This is a genomic window from Brevundimonas sp., assembly GCF_029946145.1.
In the GTDB taxonomy this organism is placed as follows: Bacteria; Pseudomonadota; Alphaproteobacteria; order Caulobacterales; family Caulobacteraceae; genus Brevundimonas.
The window spans coordinates 21488-47216 of the sequence record NZ_JAQSDY010000022.1; the positions used below are offsets into that span (position 1 = coordinate 21488).

Consider the following 25729-nt stretch of genomic DNA (forward strand, 5'->3'; position numbering starts at 1 on the left):
GCGAAGCGGACTCCTTCAAGGACCACAGTGGCGGGCGTCGGTTAAGAAAGCCTAACGCGGTGTTAGGCATGGGACGCCCGCCCCTGGTGCTAGTTCTCCGGCGCGGGCTCCGGCTCCACCGCGGCCAGTGTGGCTCCGGGCTCGGACACCACGATGCCCTCGGGCGCCGCGGCCAGCTGGGTCAGGTTGCCGCCCGCGCGCAGCACGTCGAAGGCGCGCTCCAGCTGGTAGTCCTTATCCTCGTCATAGGTCTCGCCGGGCGCCTCGCGGGGCGTGTGCGGTCCCTTCCGCTCGGCCCCGATCGAGGAGTCCAGCGCCGTGGCGTAGGCCGCCTCGGAATAGATGAAGTTGGAACGCGACACGATCCGCGCCTCGGCCGCCGAGCGCGAGACCTCCAGATCCGGCTCGACGCCGATCTTCTGGATCGAGGCCCCTGACGGCGTGTAATAGCGCGCGGTGGTGATCGACAGCGCCCCGTCGGCGCCGCCGCGCAGCGGTATGACGGTCTGCACCGAGCCCTTGCCGAAGCTGGTCAGTCCGACCAGCGTGGCCCGTTGGTGATCCTTCAGCGCGCCGGCCACGATCTCCGAGGCCGAGGCGGATCCATAGTTGATCAGCACCACCACCGGCAGGCCGCCGGTCTGGTCGCCCGGACGGGCGGAATAGCGCTGGATCTGGTCCGCCTTGCGCCCGCGCTGGCTGACGATCTCGCCGCGTTCCAGGAAGGCGTCGGACACGGCGATGGCCGCATCCAGCAGGCCGCCGCCATTGTTGCGCAGGTCCAGCACATAGCCCTTGATGGCGGGGTTCTCGGCCTTGAGCCGGGTGATGGTCTCGCTCAGCTCGCGGCCCGTGTTCTCGTTGAAGGTCGAGACGCGCAGATAGCCGAACTCGCCCTCGATCCGTCCGGTGACGGATTCGATCTTGATCACCTCGCGGGTCAGGACGACCTCGTTGGGCTCCTCGCCGTCGCGCAGGAAGGTGACCTTGACCGAGGTGCCGACCGCGCCGCGCAGCTTCTCCGACACCTGACTGACCGTCAGGCCCGAGGCGTTCTGGCCGTCGATGGACGAGATGACGTCGCCGGCGTTGACCCCCGCGCGCGCCGCCGGCCCGCCGTCCATGGGCGAGATGACCTTCACCATCCCGGCCTCGGACTGGATGGTCAGGCCGACGCCCGAATAGGCGCCCGAGGTCCGCTCCTGCAGGTCGCCGTAACCGTCGGGCGGCAGATAGTTGGAGTGGGGATCGAGGGCCGTCATCATGCCCTGCAGCGCCGCCTCGATCAGCTTCTTGTCGTCGACCGGCACGACATAGGCCTGTTCGACGATGCCCAGCACGTCGCCGAACAGCCCCAGCATGCGAAAGGCTTCGTTGCGCGGGGTCTGGCCCGCGGCGGCGGCGCTCACGCCCACCATGGTCACGGCGGCGGCGCCAATCAGAAGCAGTTTACGCATGGGTCTCTTTCAACGGTCAGGCGGCGGCCGCGAACGCGGCGTCTTCAACAGATACGGACCGGCGAGCGACCAAATCGTGGCCGACCGGCGATCCGCGGATAAAATCAGCGTCATCGCGGCTTGGGAAGCGGTTTCGCGGGAGGAGTGGCTAGTGGCTAGTGGCCAGTGATTAGTGGTTGGAGTTTTTGCCGACCTTGATCGCACACCGCCACGCCATGGCGCTTTCACTAGCCACTAGCCACTAGCCACTAGCCACTAGCCACTCACCGCAACCACGGCGCCGGATCGATCGGTCGTTCGTCGCGGCGCAGTTCGAAGGCGATCTCGCCGTCCGCGCCCGAGCGACCCAGAACCTGGCCGTCGGCGACCCGGTCACCCGTCTCCACCGTGGCCTCGTCCAGTCCCGATACGACGGCGCGCCAGCCGGGGCCGAGATCCAGGATCACCACCTGACCCCATCCGCTCAGCGGGCCGACGAAGGCGACCCGGCCCGATGCCGGCGCCCGGGCCTCGGTCCGGTCTGCCCGCCAGCGCCAGCCGGTCGAGCCGCGCCCGAACCGCTGCGACGGGGCTCCGTCGACCGGCGGGGTCAGGCTGCTGCGTCCCGCGGGCAGGCGGGCGGCGGCGGGTTCAGCCTCGGCGTCCGCCACGGGCACGGCCGCGCCCAGCGACCGCAGCCGGGCCTCCAGCGCGCGCGTCGCCCGCTCCGCCGTCTGCGCCTCGGCGCGAAGCACGGCCTGAAGCGCCGTCTTGCGCGCGGTCAGCGCCTCGATCCGGGCGCGCCGGTCGCTCCGGGCGCTCTCGGTGGTGAACAGTTGTTCGCTGTTCAGGGCGGCGATGCGGCGGACGCGGTTCACCTCCTCCTGCCGGTCGGCCAGCCCCTGGGCGCGGGCCTGCAGCGTCGGGGCCATGGCGCGGATCAGGATGGAGGCGCGCACCGTGTCGACCGCCTTGTCGGCGGGAACCAGCAGCGGCGGCGGCGGACGGCGGCTCATCATCTGCAGCGCCGACAGCAGCCGGCCCTGCCGGCCGCGCGCCTGCGACAGCTGGGCCACCAGCGCCGCCTCGCGCGCGCCCAGCTCGCGCAGCCGGGCGCGCTGGCCCAGGATCAGCCGGTCATCCTCGCCGACCGAGGTCCGCAGCTGGCCCAGCGACCGTTCCAGCCCCGCCAGTTCGGCCGTCGCCTCGGCCGCCTCGGCCCGAAGGCGCCGCGCCCGTGCCTGTTCATCCCGGAACTCGGCCTGAAGCCGGGCCACGTCCATGGTCGGCGCCGCGCCAACGGGCAGGGCGGTCAGGCTCAGACACAGGATCAGGACCAGCGGGCGCATCAGTCGCGATGATAGGGCGATCCGGCCAGGATGGTCACCGCGCGATACAGCTGTTCCGCCAGCATCGCCCGCGCCAGCGCATGCGGCCAGGTCTGGGGCCCGAAGGCCAGGGTCGACCCCGCGGCGGCGCGGACGCTGTCGTCCAGCCCGTCGGCCCCGCCGATGGCGAAGACCAGCCGCCGCTCGCCGCGGTCGCGCAGCAGGGCGATATGGTCGGCGAACGCCCGGCTGGAGAAGGTCCTGCCGCGCTCGTCGCAGGCGATCAGGTGCGCGCCCTCGGCCGCCTTCAGGATCAGCTCGGCCTCGGGCGCCTTGCCCGGCTTGCGCGGTTCCAGATCGACCAGTTCCAGCGGCCCGAGGCCCAGCGCCCGGCCGGCCAGGGTGGCCCGCTCGGCGTAGTCGGCCGCCAGCACGGCTTCGGGTCCCCGCCCCGGCTTGCCGATGGCGATGACGGCCAGCTTCATGGGTTCAGGACTTGGGGATCAGGAGATCAGGCGCGGGCGTCGACGCGGTGGCCGCTCTCGACCGACCAGATCTTCTCGATGTTGTAGAAGGCGCGCACCTCGGGACGGAACAGGTGGACGATGACGTCCCCCGCATCCAGCAGCACCCAGTCGCAGTGCGGCAGGCCGGAAACCTTGACCTTGCCCAGGCCCTGTTCCTTCAGCGCGCGCTGAAGGTGGTCGGCCAGGGCGCCGACGTGACGGTGCGACCGCCCGGAGGCGATGATCATGGTGTCGGCCATCGGGCTTTTGCCCCTCAGGTCGATGAGGACGATGTCCTGGGCCTTGTCGTCGTCGAGGCGCGACAGGATGGCCGTTTCCAGAGCGGTTGAGCCGACGGGAAGGGGAGCCTGCGGACCGTCTTCTGAGCGGATGGGTTCGAATTCGTCCATCTCGTGCGCCGTGTTGGAAACGGCGGCGTCTTGCGCATCGTGCGCGGGCGAGGGGGTCAGCGGAGGGCTCCGGGGAGATTACTAAAGGCGCAGCCTATCACAAATGGGCGGCGGCGTCACGCGCGGCGCGAAGCGCGGTCGAGGAACGGGGATTAAGCGGCGCCGTCAGATACGTCCAGGCGGGCGCTTCCAGCCCGGGGACCAGTCGGGCGCGGGCGGCCGGAACGCGGGCCGAGGCGAACCGGGCGGCAGCGGGGGCGGTGCGGCTGTCCAGCTCGCTGCCGGGCCGGGCGATCACCGCCATGGGCATCATCCGCATGATGTCGGTCCAGCCGCGCCATCTGTGGAAGCCGGCCAGATTGTCGGATCCCATCAGCCAGACGAAGCGCACGCCCGGATGGCGCGCCGTCAGGGCGCGCAGGGTGTCGACCGTCCATTGCGTCCCGGCGCGGGTCTCGAAGTCCGAGACGACCATGGCCCGCCCGTCGGCCGCCAGCTTCGCCGCCGCCCGCGCCGAGGCCATGCGCTCGGCCAGGGGCGCGCTGTCGCGGGCGTCCTTCAGCGGGTTCTGCGGCGACACCAGCCAGACGACCCGGTCAAGCCCCAGCCGGCGCATCGCCGTCTCGGCCACATGGGCATGGCCGTCGTGGGCGGGGTTGAAGGAGCCGCCGAACAGCCCGACCGCCATGCCGGGCTGCAGGTCCAGTCCGTCGCGCAGGGCGCCGGGGCGAGGCCCCTGGGCTTTTGGCGCGGAACCGGCGTGGAAGAAGGACAAGGCGGCAGGGCTCGCGGGGCTTATGCTCAGGACGGAGCTAACACGCCGCCCTCGCAGTGTCGCCTGCGATCAGTCGGCCGCGATATCCAGGGTCAGGTGCTCGGGAGCGAGCGCGCGCAGGAAATTCGCCGCGTCGAACATCTCGCCCGGCGCCAGGGCGCCGCGCTTCCCGACCCCGCCCGAAAGAATGCGCTGCACGGCCTCCACAATCAGGGGGGCCGTGACCGCATAGATGTCGCGGCCTGATGCTGTCGCCCGGCGGGTCCCGGCGCCCTTGCGCACGATGGCCTCCACCGCGAAGGTCTGGGCCGAGCGCCCGCTGTCGTCCGCCGGCACGGGCGGCGGCGTCCCGGCGTCGCGAAGGTCCCGCAACGGCGCGAGGTTCAGCCAGGTGTGGAGTTCGGCGACCCGCAGGTGCCGCGCGATCAGGATTGTCTCGCTGAAAGGCAGCTCGACCGCCTCCTGCACGCCGAACGGCGGCGAAAACACCCGGGACATTTCCGGCGCCGGCGCCGGCAAGGGCTCCAGCCGTCCCCCGGAGATGAACAGCCGCGGGGCGGTGTTTCGCTGGCCCGTGATCCGCGTACCGCGCGTCGGTCGCCAGCTGTCCAGCGCGATTCCGATCTCAATCCCGTCCGCCGAGGTCCAGTCGCCCATGGCGGCGGTGGCCAGCAGATCGGCCAATCCGCCGTAGAAGGCCATGGCGGGAACGAGGATCACGCCGACGTCCCCGGCCTGGCTGCCCAATCGTTCGAACAGCGCCCGGGCGCTGCCCTGTTCCGCCGAAACGTCCAGATAGGGGATGCGCGCCCGGATCGCCGCGGCCGCCAGCGGCTCTGCGGTGTCGAGGAAGGGGCCGGCGCAGTTGATGACCGCCGCGGCGCCGGCCAGGGCCCGGTCGAGCGACGCCGGGTCCTCCACCGTGGCGACCCTCGTCTCCACCGACCGCCGCGCGAAGCCGGACCCGGCCAGCCGCGCGGCGTCGCGACCGATGGCGATAGGCGCGAATCCTCGCCGCAGAAGCTCGGCGACGACGAACCGTCCGGTGTGTCCCGCCGCGCCGAAAACGGCGACGGCGGCGCCCGGGCCGGAGGGGGAGGTTACTCGATCGGGCATGGGGGTGTATCCTGCGCTACAGACCTGTATGTTTCATGCACTACGAACAGGTCTGTATCGAGTCAAGCGACGATATGGTAGGATGCCGGTCTGGAGATCAGGGAATGCCGCGACACGCCAAGGTCCGCCCCGCCGGCGAACTGACCGACGACCCCGCCGTCTCTCCGATCGAGGTGCGCGACCGCATCCTCGCGACCGCCTCGGACCTCTTCTATCGTCGGGGCGTCCGCGCCGTCGGGGTGGACCTCGTCGTCGAGAAGGCCGGGGTCGCCAAGACCAGCCTCTACCGGCACTTCCGGACCAAGGACGATCTGATCGCGGCCTTCCTCCGCCGGGAGGACGAGGATTTCTGGGCCTGCTGGGACCGGGCCGCCCAGGGCCATGAAACCGACGCCCGGGCGGAGCTCGAGGCGCAGCTGGACTGGATCGGCGAGCGCGTCGGCCGCCCCGGCTATCGCGGCTGTCCGCAGATCAATGTGGCCGCCGAGTTTCCCGACATCGACCACCCCGCGCGCGCGGTGGCTGTCGCGCACAAGCGTGAACTCCGCCGCCGGCTCAAGGGTATCGCCGACCGGCTGGGTGCGAAACACTCCGACGACCTGGCCCTGAAGCTGTCGCTGCTGATCAACGGCGCGTTCGTGAGCACGCCGGTCTTCGCGGAAGGCGAAGCGACGCCGGCGCTCCTGACGATGTCCCGGGCGCTGATCGCCGCGGACGCCCTGGCCTAGGGCGCCCAGCCGCCCGGAGTTTCCATGACCGTCTCGTCTTCCTCGGCCGGGGCGATCTCGCCGCGGTCCTTGCGCACCTCGGTCCAGGCCGCGCGCAGCAGCTCCGTCACGCCCTCGCCCGAGACGCCCGACACCAGCATGGGACGGCGGCCCGCGGCGGCCTCCAGTTCGGCCGCCTTCTCCTCGCGGGCTTCCGGCGTCAGGGCGTCGATCTTGTTCAGGGCCAGCACCTCGGCCTTGTCGGCCAGGCCCGCGCCATAGGCCTCCAGCTCATGCCGGATGGTCCGGTAGGCGCCCGCGACGTCGTCCTGGGTGCCGTCGATCAGATGGATCAGACAGCCCGACCGCTCGACATGGCCGAGGAACCGGGTGCCCAGGCCGGCCCCTTCCGAGGCGCCCTCGATCAGGCCGGGGATGTCGGCGATCACGAACCGCTCGGTCTCCGACAGGTCGACCACGCCCAGGTTGGGCACCAGGGTGGTGAACGGATAGTCGGCGATCTTGGGCCGCGCCGCGCTGGCGGCCGCCAGGAAGGTCGACTTGCCGGCGTTGGGCAGGCCGGCCAGGCCGACGTCGGCGATCAGCTTCAGCCGCAGCCAGACCCAGCGTTCCTGGCCCTCCTGGCCGGGGTTGGCGTAGGCGGGCGCCTGGTTGGACGGGCCCTTGAAATGGACATTGCCCCAACCGCCGTTGCCGCCCTTGAGCAGCATCTCGGTCTTGCCGGCATGGTCCATGTCCAGCAGCACCGTCTCCTTGTCGTCGTCCAGCACCTGGGTGCCGACCGGGACCTTGAGGATGACGTCCTCGCCCTTGGCCCCGTGCATCTGCCGGCCCATGCCGTGGGTGCCGGTCGCGGCCTTGAAATGCTGCTGGTAGCGGAAGTCGATCAGGGTGTTCAGCCCGTCCATGGCCGTGATCCAGACGTTGCCGCCATTGCCGCCGTCGCCGCCGTCCGGTCCGCCGTTCGGAATGAATTTTTCACGCCGGAACGACACGCAGCCGCCCCCGCCGTTGCCGGAGCGGATGTAGATCTTGGCCTGGTCGAGAAACTTCATCGCGGGCTTATGTAGGAAAAGCGCGGCGATTTACAGGCGGGGCTTCGCCCCTCTCCCTCTGCGAGGGGACTGAGCGCACCGCCCGCCCCCTCATCCGTGCATCCCCGCGAAGGCGGGGACCCAGGCTTTAACCCCACCGCCGATGTCAGACTGAGCGCCGGCCCGGCCAGCCAATCGCGTCGCAGATCAAACCCGGGTCCCCGCCTTCGCGGGGGATGCACGGAATTTTATGCGGCAATCCGTTCCCGGCCAGACGACTTCCCGCGCCTAACTCGCTGACTCCATTGGCCGCGTCTGAATAAGCAGCGTCATTTCGTAGCCGCGGGAACAGCCCGTGAGACAATCCGGGTCCGACCTTCGTCTCCGGTCTTTGACAATCGAGTCCTCCATCGAACCGGTCGGTCAGGCGGACGCTTCGGACGGTGTTTTTCCGGGCAGACCCGGTGGACGGAGTAGACGCTATAGACGCTGTAGACTGTGTTTTTCCGCGCACTCGCCGCCCGTCGCCCACGAAAAGGGCCCCGGCGTCGCCGCCGGGGCCTCGGGTTCGTCGCCGCTTTCGGCCCTGTGCGGACCGGCCGTCCGAAATCAGGCCTTGGCCCACACCCCGAACGGATCGCTCCACGGCATGTCCAGCGCCTCGGCGACGGCGGGATAGGTCAGTTCGCCGTTCAGCACGTTCAGGCCGCGGGCCAGATGCGGATTGTCCTTCAGCGCGTCCAGACCCTTGTCCGCCAGCGCCAGGCCGAAGGGCAGGGTGGCGTTGTTCAGGGCCTCGGACGAGGTGCGCGGGGCGGCGCCCGGCATGTTGGCGACGCAGTAGTGGACGACGCCGTCGATGACGTAGGTCGGGTCCTCGTGGGTCGTGGCGTGGCTGGTCTCGAAACAGCCGCCCTGGTCGATGGCCACGTCCACCAGCACCGAGCCGGGCTTCATCTGCTTCAGGTGTTCACGCTTGATCAGCTTGGGGGCCTCGGCCCCGGGGACCAGGACGGCGCCGATGATGACGTCGGCCTTGACCATCTCCTCCTCGATCGCGCCGATCGAGGAATAGCGGGTGATGACGCGGCCGTTGGTGACCTCGTCGATATAGGCCATGCGCGGGATCGAGCGTTCCAGAACCACCACCTCGGCGCCCAGGCCCATGGCCATGCGGGCCGCGTTCAGGCCGACGACGCCGCCGCCCAGCACCAGCACGCGCGCCGGAGCCACGCCCGGCACGCCGCAGAACAGCAGGCCCATGCCGCCGTTGTGCTTCAGCAGGGTCTCGGCGGCCGAGAAGACGGCGATCCGGCCGGCCACTTCCGACATCGGGGCCAGCAGCGGAAGCCCCCCTTGCGCGTTCGTCACGGTCTCATAGGCCACGGCGGCGCATTTCGACGCCAGCAGCCCCTTCGTCTGCTCGGGGTCCGGCGCCAGGTGCAGATAGGTGAACAGGATCTGGCCCTCGCGGAGCATTTCCCACTCGACCTTCTGCGGCTCCTTCACCTTCACGATCATGTCGTTGTCGGCGAAGATGGTCCTGGCGTCGGCGACGATCTTCGCCCCGGCCTTCTTGTAGTCCGCGTCGGTGAAGCCGGCGCCGAGGCCCGCGCCGGTCTCGATCGAGACCGTGTGGCCGTGGGCGACGTATTCGCGCACCGCCGTCGGCGTCAGGCCGATGCGGTGTTCGTTCTTCTTGATTTCCCTGGGGACGCCGACGCGCATGACCGTTTCCTCTGCGAGATGGACGGGCGGTTCTTCGGCCGCTCCGCTTCGGGCGGCAATCTAGCGGCGGTTACGCCGCAGGTTCCTGTTCTTTTCGGCGACTGAACGCCATACACTCGCAGAATCTGCGAACGAGACCTGAAATGAAGACTGTTTCCGCCGTCACCCTCGACGACACCGACCGGAAGATGCTCCGCGCCCTCCAGACCGACGGCCGCATGACCAACGCCGATCTGGCCCGGACGGTGAACCTGTCCGAGAGCGCCTGCCTGCGCCGGCTGCGGGCGCTGGAGGCGGCGGGAGTGATCAGCCGCTACGCCGCCATCATCAACGAACGCGCCGTGGGCCTTCCGATCAGCGTCTTCGTCACCGTGACCCTGTCGTCCCAGGCCGAGGCGTCCCTGACGGCCTTCGAGACGGCGATCGCGACGGTGCCCGAGGTGGTCGAATGCTATCTGATGACCGGCGGCTCGGACTATCTGCTGCGGCTGGTGGTGCGCGACGTCGACGATCTGGAACGCGTGCATTCCCACGAGTTGACGCGGATTCCGGGGGTCACGCGCGTCTCGTCCAGCGTGGCGATGCGAACGGTGGTGAAACGCGGGGCGCTGCCGGTCTAGGATCGGTCGGAACCCACGCCCCGACCGGATCTCATGCACCACAGCGCCTTCCAGACCTGCACCGCCGGCGACCGGATGGAGCGGCACCGCCACAGGGACGCCTACGCCGCCGTGGTGCTGGCCGGGGGCTATGTCGAGGCCGGCGACCGGGGCCGGTTCCACGCCCGGCCGGGCCAGGTCCTGATCCACGGCTCCTGGGAATCGCACATGGACGCCTTTTCGGGCGCCGGGGCGCGGGTGCTGAATCTACCCCTGACGGCTGAGATCGGTTTCGGCGTCGGGGTGGTGGCTGACCCTGACGCGGTGGCGCGGGCGGCCGAGCGGGATCTCGCTGAGGCGGAAGCCCAGCTGCGCGGGACGATTCAGCCGCTGGACGCCGCCCTCGACGACTGGCCCGACGCCCTGGCCGAAGCGCTCCGGCGAGATCAGGGCCTCGCTCTCGAGGGCTGGGCCGAGGCCGCGGGGCTGACGCCGGCGACGGTCAGCCGGGGCTTCCGTCAGGCGTTTGGAACCAGTCCCCGCCGATACCGCGCCGAACAGCGCGCCCTCAAGGCGGCGGCCGCGATCCTGCGCCATGACGAGACCCTCGCCGCGCTCGCCGCCGGTCTGGGGTTCGTGGATCAGGCACACATGACCCGGGCGGTGGCGGCCCTGACCGGGGCCGCCCCGGGTCGGTTGAGGTCAAGTCGGTACAATCCGGCCCGGACTCCTGCGGCTAGGCAGGTGGCATGAACCGTCGCTCGCTGCTGCTCTCCGCCCTCGCCGCCCCGCTCGCCGCCGGCGTCGCCATTCCCGTCGTGGCGCAGGAGCGCCCGCCCATGCGCACCGTCTGGCGGGTGCACGGATCCGAGGGGCAGGACGCCATCGCCTTCCTGGGCCCCCTGTCGGGGCGGGAGCTCTACAGCCGCATCTACGCCGATGACGTGGCCCTGTTCGCGCCGCGACTGACCGAAGATGTGCGCGCCGCCGTCCCGGCCCTCTGGACGAAGGCCGAGGAGGACGGCGTGGGTCTGCTGTCGCCCAATCTGGCGCTGATCCTCTCCCACGCCGACAGCGACGCCACCCTCGACGACGTGCTGGCGGCGCTTGAAAATCCCGAGGCGACCATCCGCCCGACCCTTCAGGCGGGAACCTACTGGAATGAGCACGACTGGACCTGGTTCGTCCGCGAGGCGCCCCGGATAAGGACCGTGTTCGCGGGCCTGAAGGCCGCCGGCTTCAGCCGGTTCCTGCAGGAGCGGGGCGGGGCGACGCTGGAGCAGGGGCTGCAACGGCTGCGCGGCGGCCTGGCGACCTATGACATCATCCGGGTCGAGGAAAAGCTGACGGGCCGGATCTTCGCGCCCGAGATCGATATCACCCTGCTGCAGTTCGTCAAACCGCACGGCATCAAGGTGCGGGGCCAGCGGTTCCTGCAGTCGTCCGACTATGACGTGGCGACCACGGTGCGGATCGCGGCGCACGAGCTGCTGCATCCTCCGGTGCCCATGGACGGACCCGCGGCCCTGGCGGCGCTCGCCGTGCTGGAACAGGATCCGGTGATCCCCCGGATTGTCGCCGAACATGATCCGCGCTGGGGCTACACCACCCTTCCCGGGATGCTCAACGAGGACCTCTGCCAGGCGCTGGACCAGATGGTCAGCGAGGCGCTGGGCGTCGCGCGCAATCCGGCCGACCGCTGGCGCATGGCGGACGACGGCATCCACGTGATCGCGGCGGGCGTCTACGGCCTGCTGCGTCAGGATCGCTGGAACCGGGAGGGCGGCTCGATCGAGGCCTGGTTGGCGGATGCGGTTCAGCGCGGTCGGTTCGCCCCGGCCAATTTCCACGCGGTCGCGGCGGATGTGCTGGAGCGGCCCGTCGACCGGCTGTGGCCTTTGACGCCCGAAAGCTGAGCCGTCAGCCGCCCGCGGCGCCGGCGGCCATCGTGTCCTGGATACTGATGATGGCGGGCGTCAGGATGACGATGAACAGCACCGGCAGGAAGAACAGGATCATCGGCACGGTCAGCTTGGCGGGCAGTGCGGCGGCCTTCTTTTCGGCCGCCGACAGACGCATCTCGCGGTTCTCCTTGGCCATGGTGCGCAGGGCCGAACCCAGCGGCGTGCCGTAGGTCTCTGCCTGGGTCATGGCCGTGGCGACCGATTTGACGCCCGGATGATTGGTGCGTTTGGCGAGACCCTCATAGGCCATGCGCCGGTCGGGCAGATAGCTGAGCTCGGCCGACAGCAGGGTCATCTCCTCGGCCAGATCGATGGACGAGCCGCCGATCTCCTGGCTGACCTTCTGGATCGCCGCCTCGATCGACATACCGGCCTCGACGCAGATCAGCAGCAGGTCCAGCGCGTCGGGGAAGGCCTGCATGATCGAGGTGCGGCGCTTGGAGATGCGGTTGGCCAGGAAGATGTTGGGGGCATAGAAGCCGATCACGGCGGCCACCATGGTGATGGTCAGCCGGACCATGAAAGTCAGACCGAAGTCGTTGAAGATGAACAGATAGAAGGCCGCGATCCCGAGGAAGACGAAGGGCATGGAGAAGCGGAAGAAGTAGAAGGTGGTCAGCGGCTTGGGCCCGCGATAGCCGGCCTGGGCCATCTTGTCGGCGACCTTGGGGTCTTCCAGCAGCTTGTTCAGGTTCAGCCGTTCGACGACGCGCTTCTTGAACCCCTCGTCGGTGTGTCGCAGGCCCTGCGGGCCGGCGTTCTGGGATGCGATGGCCTGACGCGACCGGCGCTTCAGCTCCTCGCGGCGCACCGCGACGGCCTGCATCCGGCTCTCCAGCTTCACCCCGCCGCCGAACGAGCCAGCCAGCGTCACGATGGTGGCGAACACCAGCACGCCCACGCCGAGGCTCAGCAGGTTCTGGACGTTGGTGAAGAACTCAATCACTTGCGGTTCCTAGAACTTGAACGAGATCATCTTCTTCATCACGAACACGCCGAAGGCCATCATCGCCACGGCCACGAACAACATGAACTGCCCGCGCGGGTCGGTGAAAAGCTTGGCCATGTAGGCGGGGGTGGTGACGCTCACGAGGATCATCACGGCGGGCGGCAGCGAGCCGATGATGCCGGCCGAGGCTGTGGCTTCCGATGACAGGGCCTTGATCTTCTCGCCCATCATCTTGCGGGCCCGCAGCACGACCGAGAGGTTGTTCAGCGCCTCGGCCAGGTTGCCGCCGGTCTTCTGCTGGATGGCGATGACGATGGAGAAGAATTTCAGCTCCGGCGTCGGCATGCGCTCGTACATCTTGTCCAGCGCCTGGGCCAGGGTCAGGCCGACACCCAGACCCTCGACCAGTTTCTGGAATTCGGCTCCCAGAGGCTGCGGGCTCTCGCGGGCGATGATCTTGAAACAGTCGTGCACCGGCAGCCCCGACTTGATGCCGCGCACGATGACATCGACGGCGTCGGCGAAATGGCTCGAGAATTTCTTGCGCCGTCGCTTGCCCAGCATCCCGACAAACCAGCGGGGCAGGCCCAGGCCGACGACGAAGGCGAGCCCCAGGGCGATGAAGATGTTCAGGCCGAACAGCAGCGGCAGCAGGAAGGCGAACACGCCCAGCGCGCCGCTGATGATCCAGAAGGTCGAGACCTTGGTGCTCAGGCCGGCCTGTTTCAGCTTGGCCGCCAGGCTGATGCGCGCCTTGCGCTCGGCCCGCTCCGATTCCTGGAGCTGCTGCATGATCTGCTTGCGGCGCGCTTCGGGCGTATTGGCGGCTGCCGCCTTTTTCGAAGCCGCGTTGTTCTGCTTGGGCCCGCCGAAACCTTCGGCGCGCTTCAGCGCGACGTCGGTGGAATCGCCGCCTCCGACGAAGGCCCAGCCCAGGCCGCCGATGGTGATGAAGGCCAGGACGGCGGCGAGAATCGGAAGCATCGTCCGCTACTCCGCCGCGTCGAGGGCTTCCGCCAGCTCGCGCTCCAGCCCGTAATATCGGGCGCGGTCCCAGAAGCGGGGACGGGCGATGCCGGTCGAGCGGTGCCGGCCGATGATCTTGCCGTTCTCGTCCTCGCCGGTGATCTCGTAGACGAACAGGTCCTGGGTGACGATGACGTCGCCTTCCAGCCCCACCACCTCGGTGATGTGGGTGATACGGCGCGAGCCGTCGCGGAGGCGGGCGGCCTGGACGATGACGTCGACCGAGCCGACGATCATCTCGCGGATGGTCTTGGACGGCAGGCCGTAGCCGCCCATGGTGATCATCGACTCCATCCGGCTGATGGCCTCGCGCGGGCTATTGGCGTGCAGCGTGCCCATGGAGCCGTCGTGGCCGGTGTTCATGGCCTGCAGCAGGTCGAAGGCCTCGGGACCGCGGACCTCGCCGACGATGATCCGCTCGGGGCGCATCCGCAGGCAGTTCTTGACCAGGTCCCGCATGGTGATCATGCCCTGGCCCTCGAGGTTGGGCGGGCGGGTTTCGAGGCGCACCACGTGCGGCTGCTGCAGCTGCAGTTCGGCGGCGTCCTCGCAGGTGATGACGCGCTCGGTCGGGTCGATGAAGGCCGTCAGGGTGTTCAGAAGCGTCGTCTTGCCCGAGCCCGTACCGCCCGAAATGACGAGGTTGCATCGGGACGCGCCGATGACGCCGAGCACGCGGGCGCCCTCGGGACTGATGGAGGCGTACTCCACCAGATTCTTCATCGTCAGCTTGTCTTTCTTGAACTTCCGGATCGTCAGCGTCGGGCCGTCGATGGCCAGCGGCGGGGCGATGACGTTGACGCGCGAACCGTCGGGCAGGCGGGCGTCGCAGATGGGGCTGCTTTCGTCCACGCGGCGGCCGACCTGCGACACGATCCGCTGGCAGATGTTCATCAGCTGGGCGTTGTCGCGGAATCGGACGTTGGTCAGCTGGACCTTGCCGCCGACCTCGATGAACACCCGTCCGGCGCCGTTGACCATGATGTCGGCGATGTCGTCGCGGGCCAGCAGCGGCTCCAGCGGCCCGTATCCGAGGACGTCGTTGACGATGTCCTGGACCAGGTGTTCCTGCTCGGCCACCGACATGGAGACGTTCTTGATCGCCACCAGCTCGGCGACGATGTCGCGGATTTCCTCGGATGCCGCCTTGGTGTCGAGCTGGGCCAGTTGGGCCAGATCGATCGTGTTCATCAGGGCGTTGAAGATCGTTGTCTTGGTCGCGTGGTAATAGTCCGACTGTTCGCGGACGATCTCGGCGACGGCCTGGGCTTTCTTCAGCTGTTCAAAACCGGGCGTGGCCTTGGGACCGGGACCCTTCTGGGGCGCTTCGGTCTCGCCGGCGGGCTTGGGCCGCATGGCCAGGGCGTCCAGCCGGTCGGCGGCGGGGGAGGCGGGTTTGGCGGCATAGGACTCGGCCTTGCGGGCCGCGGTCTGGACCTGGTCGGGGGTCTGTTCGCCGCCGAAGGCGAAGGCTTCGGTCTGGACGCCGGGCGGAGGCTGGGTGGCCGGCGTTGGTTGGAGCGCGGGCGCGGCTGGACGCGGCGCCGTCGCCACATTCCCGGGTTGACCTGTGCGCTTGCCGAACACCCGTTACGACTTCTTCTTGAACAGGCCGCTGAACATGGACTTGCTCTCGGCCTTGGCCTTGGGCCCGGCAATCATCGGCAGCTCGCGGCGCGAGACGATCTGGGCCAGGGTCTGGAACGCTTCGGCGGCCTTCGATTTGGCGCCGGCGTCCAGGATCATCTGGCCATTGTTGGCGGCGGCCCCGAACGTCTTGGGATCGAAGGGAATGATCAGGCTCGGATGAACGCCCAGGGCGGCCCCGAAGTCCTTGGCCGGGATTTCCGGGCGTCCGGGCACTCCGACCTGGTTCAGCACCAGTCGGGGCGGAGCGTCGTTGGGGCGGCCCTGCTTGATCAGGTCGATCATGTTCTTGGCGTTGCGCAGCGAGGCGAGGTCCGGCGTCGCCACGATCACGACCTCGTCGGCCGCGATCAGGGTGCGGCGCATCCAGCCCGACCACAGGTGGGGCAGGTCCAGAACCACGAAGGGGGCGGTCGAGCGGATCTGGGTCGTGACTTCCTCGAACGCCTCGGGCGAGATGTCCCAGTCGACGTCGAGGGTCGCGGGCGCCGCGAACAGGCTGAGCTTGTCGGTGCAGCGGACCATCATCCGGTCCAGCAGCAGGGGATCGAGGCGATCCGGCTGGCTGAGCGCGTCCGCCACGCCGCTGAGCGGGTCCTGGTTGAAGTCGAGGCCGGCGGTGCCGAACGGCAGGTCATAGTCGACGATGACGGTATTGGCGCCGATCCGTTCGCTCATCGCATAGGCGGTATTGTGGGCGACCGAGCTGGAGCCGGTGCCGCCGCGGGCGCCGACGAAGGCGATCGAGCGGCCGACGAACGGCTGGGCCGGGTCGGCGAAGAGGCCGCCGATGGCTGCGATCAACTGCAGCGGTTGCAGTGGCGCGACCAGATATTCGCTGACGCCGCGGCGCATCAGCTCGCGGAACAGCAGGATGTCGTTGGTCGCTCCGACGACAACGACCTTGGTGCCAGCGTCGCAGACCTCGGCCAGCTGATCGACTTCCCACAGCAGGGTTTGCGGGTCCTTCATGCACTCGACCACGATCAGCGGCGGGGTCGGTTCGTGTTGATAGGCCTCGACCGCGGCGGCGACGCCGCCGACCCGGATCTGGGTGGTGGCGCGCGACAGGCGGCGGTCCTGGCCGGCGCGTTCGGCGGCGGCCAGGGTGTCCTGGCGCTCCGCGAAGACGTGGATGGCGATGCGAGGGACCGACACCTCGGCGGTATGGCCGCCGCTCAGCGTCGGGGCCGAGAAGGCCGATGCGGCGCCGGCGACCAGTTCGCCCACCGGGTTGAAACCGGCCACCGCCGGAACCGGGGCGTCGGCTTCACGCAGGGGCGCGGCGGGCTCGGCCGGCAGGGCGGCGACGGCCGGAGGCGTGAACTGCAGCGGCGGCCGCTGATCGGCCGGGGACTCGCCCGGAAAGGCGGCGGGCTCATCGACGACCGGCCCGGCGGCGGCGGCCTCGGGCGTCACATAGCCCATGTCGAGATCGAACTCGTCGTCGAACTCGTCAAAGGGTTGGGGGGCGAAGGCGTTGCTCATTACCCTATTCCACGGCCCGGGAGATCTCGCCGCTGACAAGCGGTTCCTGCGGCGTCGAACTGGCCTGCCCCTTGCGGTAGTTGTCGAAGACCACGGCGGCGCGGCCGGAGTCGGCGGGCGTCATGGGCCGGGCGCCCAGGATGTCGCGGGGATCGGCGATCTGGGCGGCCATGTTGGCGGTGATGGCGCAGCCCAGGCTGCTTGTGCTCTGGTTCGAGAAGCGTGGACCCAGATTGTGCGCCGCATAGGCGCAGTTGGGAATGGAAGCCCGCAGCGTCTCGAATCCGGCAAGCACCGGCGCGCGGGAATCCGGAGCGATGTAGGCCGCCATCTGGATCCGGTCGCCCGGCACCCCGGCGGCCTGCAGGACGGCGCGGACGGCGTAGGCCTGCTGGACGGCCGCCGGATCCTCACCGGCCGGGGCCTCGATCTTGATGGCTCCGTGTCCGGACGCGCCATATCGGGCGGCCAGTTGGCCGACCGCGTCACGCTGGTTGGCGGAAAGGCCCTGATCGTGAACCGCCAGGGCGATCCGGTCCAGTCCCGGCTCGACCTGGAGGGCGTAACGGGACAGTGGCGTCATGGGCGCCAGCGGATCGCTGCCCGTCGAGGAGCAACCTGTGGCTCCCAGGCCGAGAGCGAGGATGAAAATCGCGGAAGCGGTTGCGCGCATGGCCGGAATCCTCATTCGATCACATAGCCTACTGGACCGGTCCACCCGGCGTCGGACCCGACGGCGGCTCCACCGGCGGGCCGGTATTGCTGGTTCAGCTGCCCGAACAGCAGGGTCTGGGCGTCATTGGCGATGATCAGGCCATCGGCGGGCGTCTGCATCCGACCAGGCGAGGTCGGGGAGACGATGTAGGCTTCGATGATGATGACCAGTTCCGTCTCACCGGACAGATAGTCGCGCGACCGGAACAGGGCGCCCAGCACCGGCAGGCTGCCGATGCCGGGCAGCTGGTCGATGTTCTGGCGGGTGTCTTCGCGCAGGAGGCCGGCGATCATCATCGATCCGCCCGAGGGCAGCTCGACGGTGGATGAGGCGCGCCGCACCTTCAGGGCTGGAATGACCAGGGCGTCGTCGGCGGTGCCGCCGAGCGTGAACGCGCCTTCCGAGGTCAACTCCGAGACCTCGGTCGACAGCTGCAGCGAGATTCGGCCCTGCGACAGGACGATGGGGCGGAACGCCAGGCGCACGCCGAACGGCTTGAACTCGATGCCGATGGTGACCTGACCTGTGGTGGAGTCCACGTCGCGGCCGGTTGGGACGGGGAACTCGCCGCCCGCCAGGAACTCGGCGTTCTCGCCGTTGACGGACGTCAGATTGGGTTCGGCCAGGATTCGGACCAGTCCGGCGCGTTCGAAGGCGCGGATGCTGGTGTCCAGCCTGTTGCCGTCGCCGCTTTGATCCAGATAGTTGAGGAGGCCGCCACCCAGCTGGCTGCCGGACACGGCGAAGGTCGCCGACTGGGCGAAGGACAGGCCGTCGCCGACGGAGTTCAGCACGGCGTCTACGTCGAGGCCCAGCTGTTTGATCGCGGTGCGCTGCACCTCGATCACCCGCGCCTTGACCATCACCTGATCCGACCCGGAGATCGTCATCATGTTGATGACCTTTTCGGGCGCGGAGACAAAGGCGCGCGCGACCTGGGCGGCGCGGTCGGCCTCGCCCGGGCTGTTGACGGGGCCAGTCAGAATGATGCTGTCATTGACCGCCTCGGCCCGAACCCCTGACCCCGGCATGACCCGGCCCAGCGTGTCCTGCAGCGCCGATACGCCGGCGTCCACGCGAATGCGCAGGGACAGGATGGTGCGGCCGGCGGCGTCCAGGACGACGGCGTCGGTCTCGCCCGGTTGCAGACCGATGATGGTGATGCGCCGCGGCGAATGCAGCATGGCCTCGGCGACCACGGGGTTCGGTACGATCACGTCGCGGGCGTCCGACGGCAGGTCGATCGCCATGGACGAGCCGCGTGGCAGATTGATCAGTTGCGCACCGGCGCCCATGGGCAGGGCGGCGCGGGACTGGGCCTGGGCGACATCCGGCAGGACCGGAACCGCAGCGGCCAGCGTGAGGCCGGCCAGGGCGAGGGCGGCAAGACGCGTCATCGGGCGTTTCATTGGACCACCACCACTTCAGGCGCTCCCCCGCGGAACACGCGGACGGCGGTTGACTGTCGGGCGACCGGCGCGACCCGGCCGGATGGACCGCCGGTGTCGGCGTAGGAGCGCAGGACCAGGCTCAGTTCGCCTTCGGACTTCGCGAGGGCCAGGGCTTCGGCGTCGCGGGGGCCCAGTTCCAGGGTGGCGGTCGCCCCGACCACCGCCTGTTCATCGTCGCCGGCCCGCGTCGACTGGTCGATCGCCAGCACCTTGACGTTCTGCATCACCGTGGAGGAAGCGAATTTGGACCGGTCAGAGTCCTGGGCGCCCGCATTGGCCAGGTTGGTTTCGCGGGTCAGCAGCACATCGACCCGGTCGCCCGGGAGGATGAAGCCGCCCGCGGCCGTCTCGACCGTGACGCGGATGGCCATGGCGCGCATACCCGGCTCCAGATAGGCGGCCATATAGCCGCTGTCCCCGGCGCGGACGATCTTGCGGCTGACGATCGGCTCGCCCGCCAGAATGGGTTCGCGCACGACCGAGCCGACATAGTCCGCCTTCGCGCCGCCGGTCGCCAGATCGGTGGCGGCGCGGGTCACCGAGGCGACAGCGCCTTCGGGCTTGTTCGCCGGCGCAGCGGCGGCTTCGGCGGACGGCACGGGCACGGAGCCATCGGTGATGAAGGCCGGGTTGACCTCGTCGGCGGGCCAGTCCTTCCAGTCCAGGTCGCCTTCGGTCAGGCGTTGGCCGGGCTGCAGGTCCTTGGCGGCGACCAGCACCTTCGCCATCGGCCGCGTGGGAACGGCGGCGGCCGTGGCGACGGCGGTCGGGGTTTTCGAGGGCGATCCCATGGCGCGCACGACCAGGGCCAGGCCGATGGCGGCCACGGCGGCGACGCAGATCACGATGATACGAGCGGGCTTCATCGACGGTCTCCGGCAGGACCGGGCCGGACCGCTGAGTCGGTCCCGTGGCCCCCTACCGTTAACGACCATGCCGGGCGCGGGTTAACGCGGGCCTAAGTCGCTGTTACCCTGCGATGAAGGCCGCCAGCAAAGGCGAGGCCGGATAGGCCATCAAGGCGCCGGCTGCGATGGCCACGCCATAGGGTATGTCGCCCCGGGGCTCCATCAGCTGCACCACCCAGCCTGGTGCGCCGAGCAGATAGGGCCGCGAATGGAAGCGGGCGAACAGCAGCGCCAGGCAGAAGACGCCGCCCATCACCCCGGTCCACAAGAGGAACATGCCGGACCCCGTCAGGCCCAGCCACAGGCAGGCCGCCGCCGTCAGCTTGGCGTCGCCTCCTCCGATCCAGCGCAAGGCGAACATGCCGGCCCCGACCACCAGGGCCAGGGCGGCGATGCCCACATTTGTCGCGACCGTCATCGGGTCGAGTCCCACGACCAGGGCGGCGGGGAAGAAGCCGACCACCAGCAGCCCCGAGATCCAGTTGGGGATCTTCATCGAGGTCAGGTCCTTGAGCCCGGCGATGATGACGAGGGCCGGCATCACGCCCAGAAGGATCAGAGTCACGGTGTCCATGGCCGCATTTCACATGGACGCGGTTAAAACGGGGTTGCCGAGCGTCGCGGCGGGGCCACGCTCTCCAACGCAGGAAGGCCGGGACAATCGTCCCGGCCTTCCGCTGTTTTCATGCTCGTGGCCGCGTCAGGTTCCGGCGGTGCCGCCCATGCCGGTCACGACATCGTTGAACTTGGTCTTGATGGTCGCGCCCAGGGCGGTCACGGCCGAAATGATGACGACTGCAATCAGGGCGGCGATCAGGCCGTACTCGATGGCGGTGGCGCCCGACTCGTCGGACATGAATTTCGAAACGAACTTGGTCATGGCTTGCCTCCCGGGTTTGGGCCGCGGCCATCCGGCGACGCGCCGGGGGCTGATGTGTGACCCTGAACCGGGGGGAGAGTGGTCCCAATCAGGTTAAGCGCCAGCGCACAAAAATGATTACCGCCGGTTTTACCGCAAAGCTTGTTTGCGATGTCGCACAAGCAGAAGGGCCGGGGCGTTTCCGCCCCGGCCCTTCGCCGGTCTCAGGAGGTTCGTCGGAGTGTCAGGTTCCGGCGGTGCCGCCCATGCCGGTGACGACGGCGTTGAACTTGGTCTTGATGGTCGCGCCCAGGGCCGTCACGGCCGAGATGATGACGACCGCGATGAGGGCGGCGATCAGGCCGTACTCGATGGCCGTGGCGCCCGACTCGTCGGACATGAATTTCGAAACGAACTTGGTCATTGGATTTCCTTCTGGATGGAGTGAAGCGAGCTACTCAAAACGGGGGGAGCCGGTAGCCCGCTTGACCCCCAAATGCAGGACCGTTGTCGCCCATGTCGGTTAAGGCTGGGTAGGCGGTCGTGGTTACTTGGCAATTCACCCTGATTATTTTTCACGTCTGCGGAAACGGGCAAGAATCGGGTCCACCCGGGGGAGGGTGGGAAAGCAGAAGGGCCGGGGCGTTTCCGCCCCGGCCCTTCGCCGGTCTCAGGAGGTTCGTCGGAGTGTCAGGTTCCGGCGGTGCCGCCCATGCCGGTGACGACGGCGTTGAACTTGGTCTTGATGGTCGCGCCCAGGGCCGTCACGGCCGAGATGATGACGACCGCGATGAGGGCGGCGATCAGGCCGTACTCGATGGCCGTGGCGCCCGACTCGTCGGACATGAATTTCGAAACGAACTTGGTCATGGCTGAAATCCTTCTGCGTTAAGCGAGCAATCGTTGACACCACCGGGGTCGCGGTTTTGCCCGCTTGACCCCCTTTTACAGTCTCATCATGCCGACTGCCGATTAAGGACGAGTAAAACGCGAATGATGAAATGTGATTTCTTTATTGACGCGCTGTTTACTATAACTGTCCCCGCTGTTGCATGATTTCAGACTTTATTGAGGTTTGCGGGGGCAGTGTCCGGACCACGCTTACGCGCGCGCCCGTTCACTGGAAGTCGACGCCATGACCCGCTCCATTCCATCCGCCGCCCTGCTGGGCGCCGCTCTCGCCGCCATCGCTGTTATGGCTGTTCCGGCAGTGGGCGCCGCACAGTCCGCGCGGCTGAGCGTCGAGATTGATCAGGCCGCGCGGGTGCAACTGCGCGGCCCTGCCGGTTCGGTGATCGTGGGCAATCCCCTGATCGCCGATGTGACGGTGGTGGATTCCAACACCCTGTACATCACCGGCAAGGGTTATGGCGTGACCGAGATCGTGGCTGTCGACAGCATCGGGCGCACCGTCTTCCAGAGCGAAGTCGTCGTCACGGCCGGCTCGGGCGCGGGCCGGGTTCGCGTCTGGCGTGGCGGCCTGGCCACGGAAATGGCGTGCGCGGCCTCCTGCTCCCCGTCGCTGCGCGGGACCAGCGGCGGCGCGCCCACACCGTAAGGAACGGCCTTGCAGATGCGCTTGCGAAAGTCCCGGCCCCCGGCGCTCCGTCGCGGCTTTTTCGCCCGTCTTCTGGCGGAGCGGGACGGGTCGGCGGCTGTCGAGTTCGGCATGGTCGCCCTGCCGTTCTTCATGATGATGTTCGCCATCCTGGAGCTGGGCCTCGTGTTCGTGACGGACTCCGTCCTGGAGAACGCCGCCATCGAGACCGGCCGTCTGATCCGCACAGGCCAGGCCAGCGCCCAGAACATGACCGCGGCGCAGTTCAAGACCTCCCTGTGCAGCCGGATGAGCATCTTCGCGTCTGACTGCGACGCCCGGGCGTCGGTCGATGTGCGGGTCATCCCCCAGTTCGCCGTGACGCCACCCGATCCGATGGCTGGCGGAACGTTCGACACCGGGTCCCTGACCTATGCCAACGGCAACCCGGGCGATCTCATCCTGGTGCGAGTCTGGTATCGGCAACCGCTGCTGACGACCTTCCTGGGTCAGGGGCTGTCGCGCCTGAGCGACGGCGCCGCGATGCTGACCGCGACCACAGCGTTCCGGAATGAGCCGGCATGAGACGCAAGGGGATCATCTCCCGCCTGACGGGCGACGAGCGGGGCGTGTCGGCGGTCGAGTTCGCCCTGATCGCTCCGGTTATGATCGCCTTCTATTTCGGCATGGCCGAGTTCTGCCAGGGTTATATGGCGCAAAAGCGCATGGGCCATGTCTCGGCCATGGTGGCCGATCTGGTGGCCCAGGAAGAGACCGTGGCGACGGCCAACCTGGACGACATCTTCCAGATCGGCGGGCTGATCATGAAGCCATTTTCCACAACGCCGCTACAACAGCGCGTCAGCAGCGTGACGCAGACGGCGGGCGTGGTCAAAGTCACCTGGAGCCGCGGCCAGGGCGTGGCCGGGCGGGCGGTCGATGAAGTCATCGTTCTGCCGGCGGGACTGATCTCCGACGGGGAAAGCATCATCGTGTCGGAAGCCACCTATGACTACGACTCGCCCGTGGACTATCTGATGCCCGCGGTGACGCGGTTCTCCCACATCTATTATCTGCGGCCGCGCACCGTCGACAACGTGGTCTGCTCGGACTGCTAGACACCCGTCAGGGCCTCGCGAAGGGCCCGGATCTTGGCGTCGGTCTCGGCCAGTTCGGCCCGGGGTTCGCTGTCAGCGACGATGCCCGCGCCGGCAAGGGCCCGGAAACTCCAGCCGGCGCCGGATCCTCTGAAGGAGGCTGTGCGGATCAGAACCGAAGCCGTCATCCGGCCGTCGTCCTCGATGTGGAACAGGCTGCCGCACCACGGACCTCGCGGCGGCTCATGGCCGGCGATGACCTTCATGGCCTGGTGCTTGGGCGCGCCGGTGATCGAGCCGGGCGGGAAGGCCGTCGCCAGCAGGTCGGCGGGCCCGACGCCGTCCCGGGCGCGCGCCGACACCGTTGAGACCAGGTGGTGGACGGTCGGATGGCTTTCGACCTCGAACAGCCTTTCCACCGCGACGGAGCCCGGTTCGGCTACTCGCGCCAGATCATTGCGCATCAGATCGACGATCATCAGGTTTTCGGCCCGATCCTTGGCGCTGGCCTCGAGTTCAGCGGCGAGAGCGGCGTCGCGCATGGGATCGGCGTCGCGGGGGCGGGTGCCCTTGATCGGCCGGGTCTCGATCCGGCGGTTTTCCGGGTCGAAGGTCAGGAACAGTTCGGGCGAGTTGGAAACGATCGCCAGGTCGCCCAGCCGCCAGAAGGCGCCGTAGGCCGCAGCCCGGTCGGACAGGCGCAGAACCACATCGAACGGATCGGCCTCCGGCGCCAGCGCGCCTGACCAGGCCCGCGCGATATTGGCCTGAAAAAGCTCCCCGGCGGCGATGCGGTCAACCACATCAGCCACGGCGTCGACATAGGCCCCGGGCGGGGCATCGGCTTCGAATGAGGCGGCCGGGGCGGCGGGCCGCGCCGGATCGCGGGCGGCGGCCAGCCAGACCTCGGCCCGTTCGGCGGCGGCCCGGGCCGAGGCGGGATCGTCGCCCCGCCCGATCACCGTGATCGAGCGGTCGCGATGATCGAAGGCCAGCATGGCCGGATAACGGGCCAGCATCAGGTCGGGCCAGACCTCCGGGCGGGGACCGGTCGCGGCGCGGGCGCCCGCATCATAGGTGATCAGCCCGACAACGCCGGCCTCGAAGGGTGGCGCGCCCAGCGGGCCGAGTCCGCCGTCCGCCGGCAGGGCGCCGATATGGACCTGATCCGGTTCGGCGGCCACGAACGACCAGCGCCCCAGCACGCCCCCGTCCGAGAGCAGGGCCAGCGGGCCGTCCAGATGTCTCAGGCCGTTGGCGACCGCGAGCGGATCACGCCACGGCCTTGTGCGCGTTTCGAGGACCCGGGGGTTCACGCCGCCAGCCGCTCGCGGATGCGGTCGCGCAGCCGGGCGTCGACGCCCAGCGCCTGTTCGAGATAGGCATCGACCGAGCCGTGTCGGGCGGCGATCCCGGCCAGGGCGGTTTCCAGATAGACCGGCTCGACGCCGAGGAAGGCCACGATGGCGTCGTGCGAGGCGGGGCGGCCGGTCATGGCCTCCAGCTGGCGGGCGATCCCCGGCGCGCGCCGTTCCAGATCCACGGCGGTGTTGGTCAGCAGATAGTCGGCGATCATGTCATCCGGGTGGACCCCGAGCAGATGGTGGGTCAGGGCGGCCAGCAGGCCGGTCCGATCCTTGCCGGCGGCGCAGTGGATCAGGACCGGCCCGTCGGTCTCGGCCAGGGCACGGAAATAGCGGGAGAACAGGTCGAGATGCGATGCCTCGAACGGCAGCCGGCTGTAGGTGTCGGTCATGAAGCGCCGCCCGGAGTCGGGCGTCAGGTCGGCGGTTCTCAGGAAGGTGATGTGCGGAGCCTCGCCGCCGTCGTCATGGTCGCTTTCGATCACCGCCCCGGTGAAGCCGGGAGGCCGTTTCGACGGCTGATCCCGCCGTTCCGAAGGCCGCCGCAGGTCGACGATGGCGGCGATCCCCAGCGCGTCCAGACGGTCCAGATCGGCGGCGCTCACCCGCGCCTGATGCGCCGAGCGGAACAGCCGTCCCGGCGCGATGTGGCGGCCGGCGCCGGCGGCGTAGTCGCCGTAGTCCCGGAAATTGTCGAGTGCGTCAAAGCGGTGGATGCGGCCGGTCATGGCCGCCTTCTAGCCGAGGCGCGGCGGTCTAACCACTCTTGCCGACCAGGCCTTGCATGGCGTCGAGATAGGCGACGAAGGCCTTGCGCCCGGCCGGGGTCATCGAAGCCTCGGTCAGGGGCTTGCGGGCCTCGAACCGCTTGGTCACAGCGACGAAGCCGGCGTCCTCGAGCTTGCGCAGATGGACCGACAGATTGCCGTCGGTGGTCTGCAGCCGGGCCTTCAGTTCATTGAAGTTGGCCCGGTCGACCCCGGACAGGAAGGCCATGATGCCCAGCCGGATGCGGCCGTGGATGACCTCGTCGATCCGCGCGATGTCGAAATCATCGGCCACGG

28 protein-coding genes and 1 pseudogene are annotated in these 25729 nt (G+C 68.8%); 7 read left to right on the forward strand and 22 right to left on the reverse strand.

The window, feature by feature from the left end:
- Nucleotides 1-89: 89 nt before the first annotated feature.
- The 6 genes from PSV23_RS09510 to PSV23_RS09535 form a co-directional block, all read right to left on the reverse strand.
- Nucleotides 90-1457: a S41 family peptidase gene (locus PSV23_RS09510; protein ID WP_300468237.1), complete on the reverse strand. Its 1368-nt coding sequence runs from the start codon at nucleotides 1455-1457 to the stop codon at nucleotides 90-92.
- 263 nt (nucleotides 1458-1720) lie between these two features.
- Nucleotides 1721-2785: a murein hydrolase activator EnvC gene (locus PSV23_RS09515; RefSeq protein ID WP_300468239.1), complete on the reverse strand. Its 1065-nt coding sequence runs from the start codon at nucleotides 2783-2785 to the stop codon at nucleotides 1721-1723.
- Complete coding sequence (gene rlmH / locus PSV23_RS09520; RefSeq protein ID WP_300468241.1) at nucleotides 2785-3249, reverse strand: 23S rRNA (pseudouridine(1915)-N(3))-methyltransferase RlmH; 465 nt, start codon at nucleotides 3247-3249, stop codon at nucleotides 2785-2787. Before rlmH ends, PSV23_RS09515 begins: the two co-directional genes overlap by 1 nt.
- A gap of 26 nt (nucleotides 3250-3275) precedes the next feature.
- A complete protein-coding gene (gene rsfS, locus PSV23_RS09525) occupies nucleotides 3276-3680 on the reverse strand; it encodes a ribosome silencing factor (protein ID WP_300468242.1) in 405 nt (134 codons plus the stop codon).
- A gap of 97 nt (nucleotides 3681-3777) precedes the next feature.
- A complete protein-coding gene (locus tag PSV23_RS09530; RefSeq protein WP_300468244.1) occupies nucleotides 3778-4455 on the reverse strand; it encodes a nicotinate-nucleotide adenylyltransferase in 678 nt (225 codons plus the stop codon).
- Nucleotides 4456-4524: 69 nt separating this feature from the next.
- The gene (locus PSV23_RS09535; protein WP_300468245.1) at nucleotides 4525-5571 is read right to left on the reverse strand and encodes a trans-acting enoyl reductase family protein; all 1047 of its coding nucleotides are present in this window, start codon (nucleotides 5569-5571) and stop codon (nucleotides 4525-4527) included.
- A 104-nt stretch (nucleotides 5572-5675) separates the two neighbouring features.
- On the opposite strand from PSV23_RS09535, the gene PSV23_RS09540 reads away from it, so the two are divergent.
- Nucleotides 5676-6299, forward strand: coding sequence for a helix-turn-helix domain-containing protein (locus PSV23_RS09540; protein WP_300468247.1), 624 nt, complete (start codon nucleotides 5676-5678; stop codon nucleotides 6297-6299).
- On the opposite strand, the gene obgE is transcribed toward PSV23_RS09540, so the two are convergent.
- Nucleotides 6296-7354 (reverse strand): GTPase ObgE, encoded by a 1059-nt coding sequence (gene obgE, locus PSV23_RS09545; RefSeq protein WP_300468248.1) that lies wholly within the window; start codon nucleotides 7352-7354, stop codon nucleotides 6296-6298. The genes PSV23_RS09540 and obgE overlap by 4 nt on opposite strands.
- Nucleotides 7355-7942: 588 nt before the next feature.
- Nucleotides 7943-9061, reverse strand: coding sequence for an alanine dehydrogenase (gene ald / locus PSV23_RS09550; protein WP_300468250.1), 1119 nt, complete (start codon nucleotides 9059-9061; stop codon nucleotides 7943-7945).
- 143 nt (nucleotides 9062-9204) lie between these two features.
- Between ald and PSV23_RS09555 the strand changes: the two genes are divergently transcribed.
- The 3 genes from PSV23_RS09555 to PSV23_RS09565 are packed head-to-tail and all read left to right on the forward strand — an operon-like array spanning nucleotide 9205 to nucleotide 11576.
- The gene (locus PSV23_RS09555) at nucleotides 9205-9681 is read left to right on the forward strand and encodes an Lrp/AsnC family transcriptional regulator (protein ID WP_300468252.1); all 477 of its coding nucleotides are present in this window, start codon (nucleotides 9205-9207) and stop codon (nucleotides 9679-9681) included.
- 33 nt (nucleotides 9682-9714) lie between these two features.
- Nucleotides 9715-10413, forward strand: a complete 699-nt coding sequence (locus PSV23_RS09560) for a helix-turn-helix transcriptional regulator (RefSeq protein ID WP_300468272.1) — start codon at nucleotides 9715-9717, stop codon at nucleotides 10411-10413.
- Nucleotides 10410-11576, forward strand: a complete 1167-nt coding sequence (locus PSV23_RS09565) for a hypothetical protein (protein ID WP_300468274.1) — start codon at nucleotides 10410-10412, stop codon at nucleotides 11574-11576. Before PSV23_RS09560 ends, PSV23_RS09565 begins: the two co-directional genes overlap by 4 nt.
- A 4-nt stretch (nucleotides 11577-11580) precedes the next feature.
- Here PSV23_RS09565 and PSV23_RS09570 read toward each other — a convergent pair whose 3' ends face one another.
- From PSV23_RS09570 to PSV23_RS09620, 11 genes and pseudogenes are all read right to left on the reverse strand, one after another.
- Nucleotides 11581-12570, reverse strand: coding sequence for a type II secretion system F family protein (locus tag PSV23_RS09570; protein ID WP_300468276.1), 990 nt, complete (start codon nucleotides 12568-12570; stop codon nucleotides 11581-11583).
- A gap of 9 nt (nucleotides 12571-12579) precedes the next feature.
- Complete coding sequence (locus tag PSV23_RS09575) at nucleotides 12580-13557, reverse strand: type II secretion system F family protein (protein ID WP_300468278.1); 978 nt, start codon at nucleotides 13555-13557, stop codon at nucleotides 12580-12582.
- 6 nt (nucleotides 13558-13563) lie between these two features.
- Nucleotides 13564-15005: pseudogene (locus PSV23_RS09580) on the reverse strand (CpaF family protein).
- A 184-nt stretch (nucleotides 15006-15189) separates the two neighbouring features.
- Nucleotides 15190-16734 (reverse strand): CpaE family protein, encoded by a 1545-nt coding sequence (locus PSV23_RS09585; RefSeq protein ID WP_300468283.1) that lies wholly within the window; start codon nucleotides 16732-16734, stop codon nucleotides 15190-15192.
- A 4-nt stretch (nucleotides 16735-16738) separates the two neighbouring features.
- The gene (locus tag PSV23_RS09590) at nucleotides 16739-17407 is read right to left on the reverse strand and encodes a CpaD family pilus assembly protein (RefSeq protein WP_300468285.1); all 669 of its coding nucleotides are present in this window, start codon (nucleotides 17405-17407) and stop codon (nucleotides 16739-16741) included.
- A gap of 11 nt (nucleotides 17408-17418) precedes the next feature.
- Nucleotides 17419-18846, reverse strand: a complete 1428-nt coding sequence (locus PSV23_RS09595; RefSeq protein ID WP_300468287.1) for a type II and III secretion system protein family protein — start codon at nucleotides 18844-18846, stop codon at nucleotides 17419-17421.
- Nucleotides 18847-18854: 8 nt separating this feature from the next.
- The gene (gene cpaB, locus PSV23_RS09600) at nucleotides 18855-19766 is read right to left on the reverse strand and encodes a Flp pilus assembly protein CpaB (protein ID WP_300468289.1); all 912 of its coding nucleotides are present in this window, start codon (nucleotides 19764-19766) and stop codon (nucleotides 18855-18857) included.
- Nucleotides 19767-19869: 103 nt separating this feature from the next.
- Nucleotides 19870-20382 carry a prepilin peptidase gene (locus tag PSV23_RS09605; protein ID WP_300468291.1) on the reverse strand — a complete coding sequence of 171 codons (513 nt, stop codon included), beginning with the start codon at nucleotides 20380-20382 and terminating at the stop codon, nucleotides 19870-19872.
- 126 nt (nucleotides 20383-20508) lie between these two features.
- Entirely contained in the window at nucleotides 20509-20688 is a 180-nt protein-coding gene (locus PSV23_RS09610) for a Flp family type IVb pilin (protein WP_300468293.1), read from the reverse strand.
- A 223-nt stretch (nucleotides 20689-20911) separates the two neighbouring features.
- On the reverse strand, nucleotides 20912-21091 hold the full coding sequence (locus tag PSV23_RS09615; RefSeq protein ID WP_300468295.1) for a Flp family type IVb pilin: 180 nt from the start codon (nucleotides 21089-21091) through the stop codon (nucleotides 20912-20914).
- A 266-nt stretch (nucleotides 21092-21357) separates the two neighbouring features.
- Complete coding sequence (locus PSV23_RS09620) at nucleotides 21358-21537, reverse strand: Flp family type IVb pilin (protein ID WP_300468295.1); 180 nt, start codon at nucleotides 21535-21537, stop codon at nucleotides 21358-21360.
- Between the two features lie 265 nt (nucleotides 21538-21802).
- Here PSV23_RS09620 and PSV23_RS09625 point away from each other — a divergent pair, with 265 nt between their 5' ends.
- From PSV23_RS09625 to PSV23_RS09635, 3 genes are read left to right on the forward strand one after another with little or no spacing between them, the layout of a single operon-like run.
- On the forward strand, nucleotides 21803-22225 hold the full coding sequence (locus tag PSV23_RS09625) for a pilus assembly protein N-terminal domain-containing protein (protein WP_300468297.1): 423 nt from the start codon (nucleotides 21803-21805) through the stop codon (nucleotides 22223-22225).
- A gap of 15 nt (nucleotides 22226-22240) precedes the next feature.
- Complete coding sequence (locus PSV23_RS09630) at nucleotides 22241-22789, forward strand: pilus assembly protein (protein ID WP_300468299.1); 549 nt, start codon at nucleotides 22241-22243, stop codon at nucleotides 22787-22789.
- Entirely contained in the window at nucleotides 22786-23322 is a 537-nt protein-coding gene (locus PSV23_RS09635; protein WP_300468301.1) for a pilus assembly protein, read from the forward strand. Before PSV23_RS09630 ends, PSV23_RS09635 begins: the two co-directional genes overlap by 4 nt.
- On the opposite strand, the gene PSV23_RS09640 is transcribed toward PSV23_RS09635, so the two are convergent.
- From PSV23_RS09640 to PSV23_RS09650, 3 genes are read right to left on the reverse strand one after another with little or no spacing between them, the layout of a single operon-like run.
- Nucleotides 23319-24617, reverse strand: coding sequence for an anthranilate synthase component I family protein (locus PSV23_RS09640; RefSeq protein WP_300468303.1), 1299 nt, complete (start codon nucleotides 24615-24617; stop codon nucleotides 23319-23321). The two genes, PSV23_RS09635 and PSV23_RS09640, sit on opposite strands and share 4 nt — an antisense overlap.
- The gene (locus PSV23_RS09645; RefSeq protein ID WP_300468305.1) at nucleotides 24614-25393 is read right to left on the reverse strand and encodes a tyrosine-protein phosphatase; all 780 of its coding nucleotides are present in this window, start codon (nucleotides 25391-25393) and stop codon (nucleotides 24614-24616) included. Before PSV23_RS09645 ends, PSV23_RS09640 begins: the two co-directional genes overlap by 4 nt.
- Before the next feature lie 28 nt (nucleotides 25394-25421).
- Nucleotides 25422-25727, reverse strand: a complete 306-nt coding sequence (locus tag PSV23_RS09650; protein ID WP_300468307.1) for a transcriptional regulator — start codon at nucleotides 25725-25727, stop codon at nucleotides 25422-25424.
- Between the last annotated feature and the right edge of the window lie 2 nt (nucleotides 25728-25729).

What these genes read in the sequence shown, in the direction of transcription:
- PSV23_RS09635 (WP_300468301.1), top strand. Translation starts at nt 22,786, where the DNA reads ATGAGACGCAAGGGGATCATCTCCCGCCTGACGGGCGACGAGCGGGGC.
- PSV23_RS09630 (WP_300468299.1), top strand. Translation starts at nt 22,241, where the DNA reads ATGCGCTTGCGAAAGTCCCGGCCCCCGGCGCTCCGTCGCGGCTTTTTC.
- PSV23_RS09615 (WP_300468295.1), bottom strand. Translation starts at nt 21,091, where the DNA reads ATGACCAAGTTCGTTTCGAAATTCATGTCCGACGAGTCGGGCGCCACG.
- rlmH (WP_300468241.1), bottom strand. Translation starts at nt 3,249, where the DNA reads ATGAAGCTGGCCGTCATCGCCATCGGCAAGCCGGGGCGGGGACCCGAA.
- PSV23_RS09555 (WP_300468252.1), top strand. Translation starts at nt 9,205, where the DNA reads ATGAAGACTGTTTCCGCCGTCACCCTCGACGACACCGACCGGAAGATG.
- PSV23_RS09560 (WP_300468272.1), top strand. Translation starts at nt 9,715, where the DNA reads ATGCACCACAGCGCCTTCCAGACCTGCACCGCCGGCGACCGGATGGAG.
- PSV23_RS09605 (WP_300468291.1), bottom strand. Translation starts at nt 20,382, where the DNA reads ATGGACACCGTGACTCTGATCCTTCTGGGCGTGATGCCGGCCCTCGTC.
- PSV23_RS09510 (WP_300468237.1), bottom strand. Translation starts at nt 1,457, where the DNA reads ATGCGTAAACTGCTTCTGATTGGCGCCGCCGCCGTGACCATGGTGGGC.
- PSV23_RS09590 (WP_300468285.1), bottom strand. Translation starts at nt 17,407, where the DNA reads ATGCGCGCAACCGCTTCCGCGATTTTCATCCTCGCTCTCGGCCTGGGA.
- PSV23_RS09610 (WP_300468293.1), bottom strand. Translation starts at nt 20,688, where the DNA reads ATGACCAAGTTCGTTTCGAAATTCATGTCCGACGAGTCGGGCGCCACC.
- PSV23_RS09575 (WP_300468278.1), bottom strand. Translation starts at nt 13,557, where the DNA reads ATGCTTCCGATTCTCGCCGCCGTCCTGGCCTTCATCACCATCGGCGGC.
- obgE (WP_300468248.1), bottom strand. Translation starts at nt 7,354, where the DNA reads ATGAAGTTTCTCGACCAGGCCAAGATCTACATCCGCTCCGGCAACGGC.
- PSV23_RS09645 (WP_300468305.1), bottom strand. Translation starts at nt 25,393, where the DNA reads ATGACCGGCCGCATCCACCGCTTTGACGCACTCGACAATTTCCGGGAC.
- PSV23_RS09625 (WP_300468297.1), top strand. Translation starts at nt 21,803, where the DNA reads ATGACCCGCTCCATTCCATCCGCCGCCCTGCTGGGCGCCGCTCTCGCC.
- PSV23_RS09565 (WP_300468274.1), top strand. Translation starts at nt 10,410, where the DNA reads ATGAACCGTCGCTCGCTGCTGCTCTCCGCCCTCGCCGCCCCGCTCGCC.
- ald (WP_300468250.1), bottom strand. Translation starts at nt 9,061, where the DNA reads ATGCGCGTCGGCGTCCCCAGGGAAATCAAGAAGAACGAACACCGCATC.
- PSV23_RS09540 (WP_300468247.1), top strand. Translation starts at nt 5,676, where the DNA reads ATGCCGCGACACGCCAAGGTCCGCCCCGCCGGCGAACTGACCGACGAC.
- PSV23_RS09595 (WP_300468287.1), bottom strand. Translation starts at nt 18,846, where the DNA reads ATGACGCGTCTTGCCGCCCTCGCCCTGGCCGGCCTCACGCTGGCCGCT.
- PSV23_RS09585 (WP_300468283.1), bottom strand. Translation starts at nt 16,734, where the DNA reads ATGAGCAACGCCTTCGCCCCCCAACCCTTTGACGAGTTCGACGACGAG.
- PSV23_RS09620 (WP_300468295.1), bottom strand. Translation starts at nt 21,537, where the DNA reads ATGACCAAGTTCGTTTCGAAATTCATGTCCGACGAGTCGGGCGCCACG.
- rsfS (WP_300468242.1), bottom strand. Translation starts at nt 3,680, where the DNA reads ATGGACGAATTCGAACCCATCCGCTCAGAAGACGGTCCGCAGGCTCCC.
- cpaB (WP_300468289.1), bottom strand. Translation starts at nt 19,766, where the DNA reads ATGAAGCCCGCTCGTATCATCGTGATCTGCGTCGCCGCCGTGGCCGCC.
- PSV23_RS09515 (WP_300468239.1), bottom strand. Translation starts at nt 2,785, where the DNA reads ATGCGCCCGCTGGTCCTGATCCTGTGTCTGAGCCTGACCGCCCTGCCC.
- PSV23_RS09535 (WP_300468245.1), bottom strand. Translation starts at nt 5,571, where the DNA reads ATGCCCGATCGAGTAACCTCCCCCTCCGGCCCGGGCGCCGCCGTCGCC.